Source organism: Thermococcus eurythermalis, assembly GCF_000769655.1.
Classification (GTDB): Archaea; Methanobacteriota_B; Thermococci; order Thermococcales; family Thermococcaceae; genus Thermococcus; species Thermococcus eurythermalis.
The window spans coordinates 1,606,221-1,619,064 of record NZ_CP008887.1; the positions used below are offsets into that span (position 1 = coordinate 1,606,221).

Consider the following 12,844-nt stretch of genomic DNA (forward strand, 5'->3'; position numbering starts at 1 on the left):
CTCAGGCTTTGCGCCACTTCCCGTCACGGAACTTAAAAACTTTCCTCATCTCTGCCATCCTGAGGGCCTCTTCGAGCTTGCCCTTTGGGACTTCCATACCGTGAAGCTCCTTGAAGAGCCCAACAATCTCGTCGGTGCTCACAGCTTCTTTCTCCTCAAGAATGTTGCCCACGAGGTTAATCATGTCTTCGACGAAGTTCCACGGGAAGACTATCCAGGCCCAGTCGATTTCCTCGCCGTAGTAGTCCGGCTTGAAGCGGGAGCCCTTGATGGTAAGGAGCGTTGCGACCCTTACCTCTGCGGGCTTCTGGCCTTCGACGTAGTTCTTGGCCAGGGTCAGGCTCTCTCCGGTGTCGCTTATGTCGTCCACGATGAGAACCTTCTTGCCGCCCAGGTCGTAGTTGGTGCCGTACCTGAGCTTCGCCTTGCCGTCAGGTGTAGCTGTAACGCCCCAGTGCTCGACCTTCAGGCTGACGAGGTCTTTGACGCCGAGATAGTCGCAGTAGAGCCTCGCCGCAACCCAGCCGCCCCTTGCGAGTCCAACCACCACGTCTGGTCTCCAGCCTCCTTCCAGAATGTTCCAAGCCCCTTCCTTTGCCCATCTTTCTATGTCGTCCCAAGAAGCAAGCTTAGCAGGAAACTTCTTCATTGGATTTCCCTTAACGGAGCAAAAACAGCATGTTATTTAAGGTTTTTGGCCAAGAAGTTTGACAAGTTCGTGTCATATGAGTGGTGTTACGAATAGTTAAAAAAGTGGGAGGAATCAGAATAGCCACTGGTTCTCGATACACTCATCGCACGGCGGTTTCTCGCCGGCTATTGCCTTGAACTTCTTGTAGATACACTCTGGAAGGCCGAGTGGACAGCGGTCTGGGTACTGGCCGGGCCTGACCTTCGTCGGGTCGAGCTTTATCTTGATGTAGGCCTCGTACTCCTCGACCTTCTTCCAAGGCAGGACTTTGGCGCCGTAGATGACAAGCCCGTCGTAAATCTTGGCGTAGTCTCCGATAACGGCGTTCTCCTTTACGATGACGTCCTTGCCGACGACAACTCCCTCGCCGAGGATTGCGTCCTTGAGCTCGGCCCCTTCCTTGATTATGTCGTTTCCGATGAGGACGGAGCGCTTGATGTAGGCCTTGTCCTCTATCACGGTGTTTGGCCCGATGTATGAGTAGGCTTTTATCTTTACGCCATGCCCTATCTTGACGCCCTCGTCAATGTAGACCGGCCCCTGAATCTCAACGTCCTCAGGGACTTCTGCCGTCTCTGCTATGTAGAAGTAGCCGTTCTCCCTCGCCATCTCATCGAGTGCAATCTGGTGGGCGTAGAAGAAGTCCTCAGGAGTTCCGAGGTCTACCCAGTAGGTTCCCTTCGGCATCTTGTAGGCGTAGACCTGGCCGCGCTCGACGAACCTCGGAAGGATTTCGCGCTCGAAGTAGACCTCTTTGCCCCGGGGGATTTCCTCGAGCACCTTCTTGTTAACGACGTAGATTCCCGCATCGACGAGGTTGCTCTTCGGCCTCTTGGGCTTCTCTTCAAAGTGGAGCACCTTTCCGCTCTCGTCCATCTCAAGGACTCCAAAGCGCTCCGGGTCGTAGACCTTGGTCGCTGCAACCGTTATAAGGCCCTCGTTCTCGCGGTGGGCCTTTATGAGCTCGCGGTAGTCGAAGTTGGTGAAGACGTCACCGTAAATCACAAGGAAGTCCTCGCTCACGTAGTCCTCAACGTTCTTCAGCGCACCGCCCGTCTCAAGGGGCATCGGGTCGTTTACGAAGCGTATCTCCTTGGGATAATCTGGCATCTTTTCGTCTATGAACTCCCTTATCTCGCCCCTCATGTAGTGGACTGAGAGAATAATCTCGTCAATCTCCTCGACCTTCTCAAGGGCATCGAGGATGTACTGGAGGTTGGGCTTTCCGAGAACAGGAATCATCGGCTTCGGTCTCGTTGATGAGAGCGGCCTGAGCCTCGTTCCAAAACCGCCTGCAAGGATTACGGCTTTCATGGTATCACCATTTATGGCTACCACCTGCGGGCTTATATATTTTACGGCTGTAAAATATATCACCCCCAGGGAGATGTACAACAATAGTCAGAAACATGTCAAGATTTGACGTGGAAAACTCAAAATGCCTGCAACTCAAAGGCAGTACGCAATGTTGCCCGTTTTGGGGTGAACAGCCCCCAGATTTGTGATACAATCAAAAGCGGAAAATGTTTAAAAATGAAGCCAGGCCCCGCTCACTCCCCCTGCACCTTAAAGCTGGGCCTGAGCACCTTCACTCTCGGCACGAGGCACTTCCCATAGCAGATTTTCCTGAGCGGACAGGTTTCGCAGGACGGCCCCTGCTCAATCTCCTCGATGTATCCGAGACTTTTAAGGAGCTCAATGATTCCCTCGACTTCCTCGACCTTAGTTCCGAGCTCCTCGGCAATCTCCTGTGGAAACCGCTTGCCCTCGTTGATTAACCTCAGCACTTCTTCCATCTTGCCCATCTTCACAACCCCAGCACCGTTCCAACGTGCCAGATGATGACTCCAACGAGGGAGGCAACAGTTATCATGTAAACCGTGACTGCTAGTGCCCACTTCCAGTTGCTCTCTGCCCTTATGGCGCCTATCGTTGCTACACACGGGATGTAGAGCGTCGTGACAACAGCCAGGACAAAGCCCTGGAGGGAGCTCATCGCACCCATAATGGCTTCTCTGAGTGCTTCACCGCTCAGACCGCCGTAGAGTATGCTGTACGTTGATATAACGTTCTCCTTGGCGATTATTCCAAATATCAGGCTCACTCCAGCCTTCCAGTCAAGCCCCATGAGGTGAAGGTATGGCTCAACGAGGTGCCCGAGCCTCTCGGCGTAGCTCTTCCCGGTTCCAATGGGCACCGGATAGTTGCTGAGGTACCATATCACTATCGAACCCACGAGGATCACGGTTCCCGCTTTCTTGACGAACTCCTTGCTCCTCTCCCAGGAATGAAGGAGCAGGCTCTTCCAGCTGGGGAGAAGGAACTCCGGTAGTTCAATCACGAAGGGGCTCTCCTCACCTGGAACGAACCTGCTGACGAGCTTTGCAGAGAGCAGGGCCACGCCCAAACTTATCAGGTAGATTGCCAGCGCAACGAGCGCGTCCCCCCCAAAGAACGTCCCGACGAGGAAGCTGATGACGCTCAAGCGGGCGGAGCATGGGATAAACGGGTTCACGAACATCGCGACCAGCCTGTCCTTTTCCTCGTCGAGCGTCCTTGTGGCCATCACCGCCGGGACGTTGCAGCCGAGGCCGAGGATGAGCGGTATTATGGCCTTTCCGGGGAGGCCGAACTTCCTGAGTATTCCTTCCATGAGCACCGCTACCCTCGCCATGTAGCCGAGGTCTTCGAGGAACGAGAGGGCGAGGAAGAGAAGGAAGACCAGCGGGAAGAAGCTGAGCACCGAACCGACGCCGCCGATTATACCATCAACGAGCAACCCGCGGAGCGTCTCGTCAGCTATGTGCGGTGCCACCCATTCTCCCAGCCTGCCGAACGCGTCATCGAGAACCCCCTGGAGGGGGAACCCAAACGTAAAGACAAACTTGAAGACTAGGTAGAAGACGAATGCCATGGCTATGAAGCCGTAAACCGGGTGGACGAGAATCCTGTCGAGCTGGTCGGTGAGGGTCTCCTTTGCACTGCCGTAGCTCATGAACTCGTGGGTCAGGCCGTCGATGAACTCGTACTTCTGGCCGGCTATGATTAAGTCCATCGCGCGCCCGTAGCGCGCTTCGGCCTCGCCTATGTGGGTCATTATCTCCTTCAGCTTCTCTTCGCCTATGTGCCTCAAAACGAGCTTCATTATCTCATCGTCGCGCTGAAGGAGCTTTATCGCCAGCCAGCGGAGCGGGTAGCGCTCGGCCAGCTCGGTTCCCGCGAGGCACTTTGAGATGTGCTCTATCTCCCTCTCGACTTCGGGGTCGTAGCGTGGAAGCACGGGGCTGGTCTTTATCATGCCGTTGGCCATCTCCCATATCTTCTTCTTTAGCTCGTCCAGGCCAGCCCCTTCTTTGGCGTTGAGCGGGACGACGGGAACACCGAGAACCTTTGACATCTTGAGTGGGTCTATCCTTATCCCCTTCTTCTCGGCGAGGTCCATCTTGTTGAGCGCGATGACCACGTTCTTCAGACCCATTTCAAAGATTTCCATAGTGAGGTAGAGGTTTCTAAGGACGGAAGTCGCGTCAACGACGTTCACAACGACGTCGGGGTTCCCGTTGAGGAGAAAGTCCCTCGCAACGAGCTCGTCGATGGAGTGGGCCGTGAGAGAGTAAGTTCCGGGCAAATCAACCACGAGGAAGCGCTCCCCCTTGTACTCGAAGACTCCCTCCTTCTTCTCCACCGTGACACCCGGCCAGTTGCCGACGTGCTGGCGCATTCCGGTCAGGTCGTTAAATATCGTGGTCTTCCCCACGTTCGGGTTCCCAGCCAGAGCGACGACCTTCATTGCCATGCTACCACCTCAGAGCTTTCTTACAAAAACCCTTGCAGCCATTCCTTTGCCCAGTGCAATCCTCGTTCCGCCGACTTCAACTATGAGGGGGCCTCTGGGGTAGTTCTCTAGAACCCTGACGACGGCCCCGGGGGCTAATCCCATTGCATATAGCCTGCTCCTGAAGTTCGGGCCGCCCCGCAGGTCGACCACAATTCCCCTCTCTCCGGGAAGCAGTGAGAGTAAAGGCACAACCATGTTCATCACCATTAGGTTATCCTAATTCTATCTGAACTCCTCCCTGCCCTTAATAAATCTTTGGTGAGCCTAACAAAACTAAGGGGTTCGAACTCGGGCTGTGTGAGGTTGGAAAAACGCCCTGTTTTCGGAACGCGGATTCGTCCCCACGACAGGCTAAGGCATTTATATAAGATAAGCGCAAAACCGCGGGGGTGATACCATGGAGGGCGAAGTCAGAAAGACATCGCTAGGAATTGACGAGAACCTTGAGGGACTGCTCGCGTACCTGCTCTGGTGGCTCACGGGAATAATACTGCTCCTGCTGGAAAAGGAGAGCTACTTTGTCCGATTCCACGCCATGCAGTCGACGGTGACATTCCTGTTTTTCACAGTGGCAATAAGAGTTTTTGAGGCTATACCCATCATTGGGGGTCTTATCGCCTACCTGCTGTCGCTCGTCGCCCTCATAGCATGGATTGTGGGCATGGTCAAGGCCTACCGGGGGGAGCTCTACAAGTTCCCAATCTTCGGGGACCTCGCCGAGCAGTGGGTTGATAAGGTCAACCTCTGATGCCCAAGTTTTTTAAGCTCCCTCTTTTACGTTTTTTTATGATTGAGAGGGCCGTCAGGGAAATCAGGGACTTCGCAGAGGAGACCGGGCTCACGGAAAAGAGAATCCTCGTCCTTTTCTCAGGGGGAAAGGACAGTTCTCTAGTCCTTTACTTGCTTAAACAGGCCGGTCTCGACGTTTCAGCTCTGACTTTCTTCCACCGCTGGAGCTGGAAGGAGACGCTCAACTGGGCGATGAAGTTCACGAAAGGCCTCGGAGTTGGGCATTACCTCGTTGACATCACGGACGGCCTTCTCCGCGAGGCAGTTGGGAGAAAGGGGCCGGTATGCATACACTGCAAGAAGGTGATGCTCTGGAACGCCAAGTGGTTCGCCCTCAACAACGGCTTTGAAGTCCTCGCCAAGGGCGACAACGCCAACGACAAAATCATAGGGGCATTACTCGACCAGTGCGATGGCGACATAAGGCTCTGCGGGATACCGAGGATAGGAGTGCCTTTCTTCAGGCCCCTCATAAAGTACACCGCCGAAGAGGTCGAGGCACTGGCGGAGGAAGCCGGCATAAGGCCGTACCGCATGTACGAGCACGCGAGGAGGAGGCAGTGGCGTGAGGGCTGTCCGCTCCAGTATATCGACAAAGAGGAGACCATAAGGCCGGAGCTCATGGATCTGGCATACCGGGTGAACTACGAGGTGAGCAAAATAGCGAGGAGGCGGAAGGTAAGGATTAGCGTCCGCGTCCCCAGCTTTGAGGTGATGGCCTGGAACCCAGATGAGGAGACCCTCCGTGGGATTGGTGAAGTTGTCAGGCGCTTTAAGGGTGGTTCCGATGCTTCCGTCCGGAAAGCTTAGGAACGACGTCCTGCGCGAGGTTATATTCCCGAACCTCGGTGTGGAGGACGCTAAGGTCATCTACGGGCCGAGGGCAGGTTTTGACTCCGCGGTCCTGGAATACGACGAAGAAAACTACCTCGTCGTTGCAACGGATCCCGTGATTGGCGTTCCCAAAGAAGCCTTCGGGTTCTTCGCATACCACTTTGCGGCCAGCGACGTTGCGGTTTTCGGTGCCGAGCCAAGATGGCTTGTGCTGAACCTTCTATTTCCGGAGGGCACATCAGAGGAATACGTCAGGGAGGTAATGACCGACGTAAACGAGGAGTGCCTCAAGTACGGGGGGTCTGTTATAGGGGGGCACACTGGGGTTTACCCCTCCATCCCCGAACCAATGGGCACCTCAGCGGTTGCAGGAATAGTGCGGAAGGACAAGCTCAGGTTGCCGATAGCGAGACCGGGCGATAGAATAGTCGTGACGGCCAAGGTAGGCCTTGAGTTCGCGGTCTCTGCCGCATACTTCAGGGGGAGGGAACTCCTCGGCGTGCTGACCAAAAAGGAATTGATGAGACTAAAGCGCTCCTTTTACTTCGAGACCGTCGTTCCGGATGCCCTGATAGCGAGGCCCTTCGCCAGGGGAATGCACGATGCGACGGAAGGTGGTCTAACCGCTCTTCACGAGATAGCGGACAACTCAGGAGTCGGCTTCAGGGTCTACGCGGATAAGCTCCACCTCGACCCACTGGTCAAGAAAGTCCTTGACTTCTACGGGCTTGAGCCCTGGAGCGTCTCCTCGACGGGGACGCTGATAGCGATAGTGCCGCCTGAGAAAAGTGATGTTTTAATTACAGAATTGCTTAAAAATGGAATTCTGGCATTTGAGCTCGGCGGGTTCACTGAGGATAAAGAAAGGGTGCTCATAGAGAACGGCGACGAAAGGCCCTTCCCGGAGTTCAAGGGCGACCCCTACGTGGAGCTCTACGGTAAGCAGGAGGACAAGCCAGGGAAATAATGGCAAAACAGGGAAGATGGCTCTCCTTCTTCCCCTTTAAACTCACTTCACCCTGAACCTCAGCAGAGCCGCGAGGCCGCCCAGAGCCTTCAGCTTCTCACCGCCCTCGTGCTCCGAGCTGACGATGACCACTTCGCCCCTCGCGTACCTCACGGCGTCCATGAGCTCCTCAATCTTCTCTCTGTGCTCGCTCTTCAACAGCTCGTCGAGGACGAGGAGCGTCTCAACTGCGCCGTAGTTCACAGCCTCTTCAACTTCCCTGAGGCCGTAGGCGGCTAATCCGTTGTTCTTGGCTATGTTCTCAAGAACCTTCTCGACGAGCTGGACTTCCTTGGCGACGCGGTTCTCGTGGTATACCTTGTCCACTGTCCCGCGCTTGATGACCTCGTAGATGCCCGTCCTGCCGGTCACGCTCGTGTCCTCGATGACGACCTTCTTGGCCAGCTCCGGGTAGTTCTCGCGCAGGAACTTGTAGAAGTCCTCCTTGACGAAGCCGGGGCCGGCAACTATTGCCCTCTCAATTTTCTCCCTCTCCATGAGCTCCGTCACGGTCTTTGCTAAGTCGTGGAAGAACTTCTTCTCCTCACTCTCCCTGTCGGTGTTGTAGCGCTTCCCGCCGAGGTTCCTCCTTATGCTCGCGACCATCTCGACGCCGTACTCCCTCACCAGCGCTATGTCTGCCTCGCCGTCGTCAACGACGACTATCATCACTTTGGCCCGCTTTGAGGCCTCTATCGCCTCCCTGAGGCGCTCGATGTGGTGCTCCTTCCAGCGGGGCTTCTGGATTGTTACAACCGTTCCTTCCTCAATCGTTATCGTGTGGTACTTGCCAAGGGGCACGTCGTCCCTGCTCGCGTAAACTATCGGCCCTGTAACGCGAACCTGGTTCGCAAAGCGGTGGAAGTTTATCTTCTCGGCCCTAACGCCGAGGTAGACGGGTATTACCTCGACCTTCTCAGCGCGGAGCGAGTCAGCTCTCTGGGACTGCTTTCTCAGCGTCTTGGCGTAGACTACGTCGCCGGGGTCTATGACGTGGTAGAGGTGCCAGAGGTCGTCAAGGGTCTCTGCTTTAACCTTCACTATGCCCTCCTTGGGCTTCTCTTCGATTATCTGCACCCTCTCACCCCTAATGGACTTGGAAGGGAAGATTTAAAGGTTACCAGCCCTCCCCAAAGCGGACCCCCATTTCCTCCATAAGGGCCTTGGCCCTCTCTATCTCCTCCTCGCTCTCGCCAAAAATTATTATCCCGATGTACTTGCCGAAGCCTTTGGGCGAGGAATGAATTCTCACCTTGAAGCGCTTCAGCGTCTCGTTGAGTATCGGCGCGAGCTTGCTCTCGTCGGTTATCTCGGCCAAAAGCTTTCTCTGGACGAACTTCCTCTCACCGAGCCTCGGCAGGACTTCCCTTTCTAGCATTGCCCTCATTTCGCGGGGCATCCCCGGGAGGACGAATATCCTGACCCCTCCGTGCTCGATGTAAGCCCCAGGGGCGGCACCTTCGGTGTTTTCAAGGGGCACTGCACCCTCTGGGAGGTAGGCCATTTTCCTCCTCGCGTCGTTAAGTTCCGGGTCGTCAATCAGGCCTTTCTCGTAGAGCCCGCGGTAAAACGCTTTAATCCTCTCAAGGCACCCCTCGCAGAGAACGAGCTTCCTGTTGAGGGCTCCCGCTACGGCAAGCATCGTAACGTCGTCGTGGGTTGGCCCGAGACCGCCCGAAATCACCAGAACCTCCGGTTTCCTCGCAAGGACTTCCTGAACCGCGCTCTTTATCTCCTCGACGTCATCGCCAACTGTGGTCTTCCTCTTCACCCAGTATCCCTTCTCGGTGAGCTTCTGGGCGATGAAGGCGGAGTTACTGTCCACGGTGTTTCCGGTGAGGAGCTCGTCCCCTATGGTCAGTATCTCGGCGAACATTCCCACCACCGGACAAGTTTCGGCGCGGGCCCTTATAACCCCAGCGGAAGCCATTTGCACGGAGATCTGACCTCCTCCCCGTCCTTAAGGGCGAGGGTTCCAACGAGTTAACCCTCGCCAGCGACGGGAAGGTTTACGGGCAATCATTCCCTACTCCCGTTGCCGGTTTCGGGTTCGCCCGAAGGCCGGGTCTCCGGCCAGTTACCCCCCACCGGCAAACCCGGATTGGGGTTATGGTTTAGAGGCCCCCTCAGAGTTTTTAACCGCTTGAAAGCGGTTTTGAAGGGACGCTTAACAGCGTCAACCCTCCAACACTGGAGGGTAACGTGAAATCCCTCACCCCATCGGGTTATTTTACGGTGGCCTCTTCGAGGCCCTATTACGTTGTTGAAGCTTAAAAGGGTTTCGACTGTTCAATGCCCGTTGGGTTGTTTACTGCATCCCCGCCCTAAAGGGCAAGCTTTCAAAAGAGTAAAAGTTCAACTTCTCCATAGATAGTTTTCACCACGAGTGAAAACAAGGCTTAAGTATTTTATGGCCATAAAACTTTCTGGTGGTGAGTATGGCTAAGGTGAAGGTTGGGATTAACGGTTACGGGACTATAGGTAAGAGAGTGGCCTACGCGGTCACGAAGCAGGACGACATGAAGCTCGTCGGCGTCACCAAGACGAAGCCGGACTTCGAGGCCTACCGCGCGAGGGAGCTCGGAATTCCCGTCTACGCGGCGAGCGAGGAGTTCCTGCCGAGGTTTGAAAATGTAGGCTTTGAAGTCGCCGGAACCCTGAACGACCTCCTCAACGAGGTTGACATCATCGTTGACGCCACGCCCGGAGGAATGGGCGAAAAGAACAAGCCCCTCTACGAGAAGGCTGGCGTCAAGGCCATCTTCCAGGGCGGCGAGAAGGCGAGCGTCGCCGAGGTCTCCTTCGTGGCCCAGGCGAACTACGAGAATGCCCTCGGCAAGGACTACGTTAGGGTTGTCTCGTGCAACACGACGGGCCTGACGAGGACACTCTCTGCCATTCAGGACTACATCGATTACGTTTACGCTGTGATGATTCGCCGCGCCGCCGACCCAAACGACTCGAAGCGCGGACCGGTCAACGCCATAACGCCGAGCGTCACTGTTCCGTCGCACCACGGGCCGGACGTCCAGACGGTAATCCCGATAAACATCGAGACGAGCGCCTTCGTCGTCCCAACAACTCTCATGCACGTCCACAGCATCATGGTCGAGCTGAAGAAGCCGGTTGAGGCAAAGGACGTCGTAGATATCTTCGAGAACACCACGCGCGTGCTCCTCTTCGAGAAGGAGAAGGGCTTTGAGAGCACCGCCCAGCTCATAGAGTTCGCCCGCAACCTCCACCGTGAGTGGAACAACCTCTATGAGATTGCAGTCTGGAAGGAGAGCATAAGCGTCCGCGGAAACAGGCTCTTCTACATCCAGGCCGTCCACCAGGAGAGCGACGTTGTGCCGGAGAACATAGACGCGATAAGGGCCATGTTCGAGCTCGCCGACAAGTGGGAGAGCATAAAGAAGACGAACAAAAGCTTGGGGATTTTGAAGTGACCCCAACGCTTTTATTCCCTTTTACAGACGTTTTTGCATGGACACCGAGGAGTATGTACTCGTCCTGGGCCTGCTCTTAATCGTCGCGTTCCTTCTCTACCCTAGCGAGGCAATCTCCGGAACTTTCTGCGAGGGGAGCTCCGGGGAGCTCGGGGGCTACAGTGTTGGCGTTCAGAACGGCTTTCTGAGGGTGTACCATAGGGGAGAAGAGGCCCTCGTCGCGAAGGGCGACCGCGTGCTCCTCAAGAGGGAAAACGTGGAGTACTCCTACTCCGAAAACTGCTATCGCCTTGTGGTTAAAGAAAAGCCCGAAGAGGCGCTCTACATCTTTGTCCTAGGCGTCGTCCTGATTGGGGTGGCTTTCTACTACATGCTCTTCCTCAAATACCGGTAACGACACAGCGGCGAACTATCAGTGTCACGTTGTGATAATCACGATTATCATAACGGCGATTATCATTTCAGAACTTCCAGCGCCTCCAAAATCCTCTCTTCCCCACCCGGCAGCACCAGCGGCCTCGACAGGTGCTTTCTTGCATCGGGCGGAACCTCGTAAATCTTCCTCTCCAGCTCGCGCGGGACTTCAACCGGAATGAGCTTCTTCGGCATCTTATAGCCACAGCGCTTGCACTTGAGGTAGTCGCCCTTGCTCTTCATCGTCCCTCCGCACTTCGGGCACTTCGGCTTCCGGTACTCGATTTGAGGGACGAGCTTCACAGGGTAGAACTTTTCGAGGTTGAGCGTCAGGATTCCCTCGTGCTCCTTAACTCCTCCGGCGGCTATGATTTCATCGCCCGGCAGGAGCTTTCTGACCCAATTTCTAAACTTCTTCGTCGGCTCAAAGGCCGCGACGCGTATCTTCCCGGTCTCGTCCTCAAGCTCGAAGAAGACGTGCCTCCCGCGCTCCCAGTACGGGCGGGCAACCCTTCCCCTCACGACGGCGCTGTCGTAGGTCTTTAACTCCCCGATTTTCTTGGGCGTCAGGTGGTCGTCGGTGTTCTGGTTCGTCTTGTAGAGCTGGTAGAAGGCGACGGGCTCTTCAAACTTAATCATCTCGAAGGTCTGGAGGACTTTTCCCCTGTCAATCCCTCTGATGCCAACGAGGACGGGGTCTTTGCCGTGGGGCGTTATCAAGACCGTCCTCTTGTAGGGGTCAACGTTGTCGTAGGTGAAGGGGTAGCTCCATTTGTCGGCGAGGAAAACGCTCTCCTCGTCAACCCGCCTCGGCGTCCCCCAGTTTTCACGCTCGCGGTAGGCCAAAAGCTCGTAGGTGAAGCGCTTAAGGGGGTAGCCGATTGCGCCGAGGGAGCCGATTATCCCGCGCCCGAGCTTGAACTTGAAGAACTCCGCTCCAACTGTTCTAGCGACCTTTTCGGCCTCTTCAATGGTCACGTGCTCTCTAAGGGCTTTAAGCGAGAACTCGCGGAGCTCTTCGGGAATTTCGCCCTCAAAAAAGACGACTCCGGGGTTCGTGTTCTCGTGGGTGAAGTCCGCGAGCTGATTCACGTAGAAGAGGACGGTGTTCTTAATCTCTGGAATAACTTCTTCGTCGGCCTCGAAGGTCATCGCCACCGCTCCATTGCCCCTTGTCTTGTACGGGACGTTCGGGTTCAGCCTGATGAGCCTCGGCAGGTCTACGGGCTCCGCTATCCTGGAAAGCTCGCGGTAGAGGAGCGCGCCGAGGTAGGTGGTGCACATGCCGTTTGGTGAGTCGGTGTCGTCAATTCCGATGTGGAGGAGCATGTTTGAAGAAAAGGGAAGGGGGTTTAAAAATCAACCGCCGAAGAGCCAGAGCACCGCGTCCGGGAAGCGCCTCGACCAGTAGTACTCGCTGTGCGTTGCCCCATCGTCCTCAACGACGAGGAGGTTTTCGCCCTCCAAGTAGCCCCTTTCCTTCAGTACCTCCGCCATCTTCATGTTGGTCTCTATCATTTCACTGGGGTCGCTTCCCTCAATGGTTCCCCAGTCGATGTAAATCCTCCCCGGGCCCTTGGGGGCGTTCCTCACGAAGTCGTAGATTTCCGGGTTGAACCAGAAAGCCGAGCTCATGGCCCCGATGTAGCGGAAGGTCTCCGGATACTTGAAGCCGGCGTAGATAGATATGAGCCCTCCGAGCGAGGAGCCCATTATCCCGGTCTCGTTCGGTAGGGTTCTGTAGTGGGAGTCTATGTACGGTTTAAGGCTGTTCTTTAAATAGTGACATTCAAAAGGTTTAAATATTTTCGTTGCATATTCTTACT

14 protein-coding genes are annotated in these 12,844 nt (G+C 55.5%); 5 read left to right on the forward strand and 9 right to left on the reverse strand.

Annotated elements, in window-relative coordinates; genetic code table 11:
• Position 1: 1 nt before the first annotated feature.
• The 5 genes from TEU_RS08660 to TEU_RS08680 form a co-directional block, all read right to left on the reverse strand.
• Positions 2-649: a phosphoribosyltransferase gene (locus TEU_RS08660; protein WP_050003399.1), complete on the reverse strand. Its 648-nt coding sequence runs from the start codon at positions 647-649 to the stop codon at positions 2-4.
• A 114-nt stretch (positions 650-763) separates the two neighbouring features.
• Entirely contained in the window at positions 764-2,005 is a 1,242-nt protein-coding gene (locus tag TEU_RS08665) for a sugar phosphate nucleotidyltransferase (protein ID WP_050003400.1), read from the reverse strand.
• A gap of 236 nt (positions 2,006-2,241) precedes the next feature.
• The gene (locus TEU_RS08670; RefSeq protein WP_050003401.1) at positions 2,242-2,496 is read right to left on the reverse strand and encodes a hypothetical protein; all 255 of its coding nucleotides are present in this window, start codon (positions 2,494-2,496) and stop codon (positions 2,242-2,244) included.
• Between the two features lie 2 nt (positions 2,497-2,498).
• The gene (gene feoB / locus TEU_RS08675; protein WP_050003402.1) at positions 2,499-4,487 is read right to left on the reverse strand and encodes a ferrous iron transport protein B; all 1,989 of its coding nucleotides are present in this window, start codon (positions 4,485-4,487) and stop codon (positions 2,499-2,501) included.
• A 9-nt stretch (positions 4,488-4,496) separates the two neighbouring features.
• The gene (locus TEU_RS08680; RefSeq protein WP_050003403.1) at positions 4,497-4,724 is read right to left on the reverse strand and encodes a FeoA family protein; all 228 of its coding nucleotides are present in this window, start codon (positions 4,722-4,724) and stop codon (positions 4,497-4,499) included.
• Between the two features lie 202 nt (positions 4,725-4,926).
• Here TEU_RS08680 and TEU_RS08685 point away from each other — a divergent pair, with 202 nt between their 5' ends.
• The 3 genes from TEU_RS08685 to TEU_RS08695 are packed head-to-tail and all read left to right on the forward strand — an operon-like array spanning position 4,927 to position 7,119.
• A complete protein-coding gene (locus tag TEU_RS08685) occupies positions 4,927-5,277 on the forward strand; it encodes a DUF4870 domain-containing protein (protein WP_050003404.1) in 351 nt (116 codons plus the stop codon).
• 38 nt (positions 5,278-5,315) lie between these two features.
• Positions 5,316-6,128: a DUF7411 family protein gene (locus TEU_RS08690; RefSeq protein WP_050003969.1), complete on the forward strand. Its 813-nt coding sequence runs from the start codon at positions 5,316-5,318 to the stop codon at positions 6,126-6,128.
• Positions 6,106-7,119, forward strand: a complete 1,014-nt coding sequence (locus TEU_RS08695; RefSeq protein WP_050003405.1) for an AIR synthase family protein — start codon at positions 6,106-6,108, stop codon at positions 7,117-7,119. Before TEU_RS08690 ends, TEU_RS08695 begins: the two co-directional genes overlap by 23 nt.
• A gap of 42 nt (positions 7,120-7,161) precedes the next feature.
• Here the strand turns inward: TEU_RS08695 and TEU_RS08700 are convergent, their stop codons facing one another.
• Together TEU_RS08700 and TEU_RS08705 are read right to left on the reverse strand one after the other, a co-directional pair.
• Positions 7,162-8,235, reverse strand: coding sequence for an mRNA surveillance protein pelota (locus tag TEU_RS08700; RefSeq protein ID WP_050003406.1), 1,074 nt, complete (start codon positions 8,233-8,235; stop codon positions 7,162-7,164).
• A gap of 40 nt (positions 8,236-8,275) precedes the next feature.
• Entirely contained in the window at positions 8,276-9,034 is a 759-nt protein-coding gene (locus tag TEU_RS08705) for a molybdopterin-binding protein (RefSeq protein WP_050003407.1), read from the reverse strand.
• Positions 9,035-9,596: 562 nt separating this feature from the next.
• Between TEU_RS08705 and TEU_RS08710 the strand changes: the two genes are divergently transcribed.
• Both TEU_RS08710 and TEU_RS08715 read left to right on the forward strand, forming a co-directional pair.
• On the forward strand, positions 9,597-10,604 hold the full coding sequence (locus TEU_RS08710) for a phosphorylating glyceraldehyde-3-phosphate dehydrogenase (protein WP_050003408.1): 1,008 nt from the start codon (positions 9,597-9,599) through the stop codon (positions 10,602-10,604).
• A gap of 37 nt (positions 10,605-10,641) precedes the next feature.
• Positions 10,642-10,998, forward strand: a complete 357-nt coding sequence (locus tag TEU_RS08715) for a hypothetical protein (RefSeq protein WP_050003409.1) — start codon at positions 10,642-10,644, stop codon at positions 10,996-10,998.
• A 62-nt stretch (positions 10,999-11,060) separates the two neighbouring features.
• On the opposite strand, the gene tiaS is transcribed toward TEU_RS08715, so the two are convergent.
• Positions 11,061-12,347, reverse strand: coding sequence for a tRNA(Ile2) 2-agmatinylcytidine synthetase TiaS (gene tiaS, locus TEU_RS08720; RefSeq protein WP_050003410.1), 1,287 nt, complete (start codon positions 12,345-12,347; stop codon positions 11,061-11,063).
• A 30-nt stretch (positions 12,348-12,377) separates the two neighbouring features.
• The gene (locus TEU_RS08725) at positions 12,378-12,824 is read right to left on the reverse strand and encodes an alpha/beta hydrolase (protein ID WP_227738783.1); all 447 of its coding nucleotides are present in this window, start codon (positions 12,822-12,824) and stop codon (positions 12,378-12,380) included.
• Positions 12,825-12,844 lie beyond the last annotated feature (20 nt).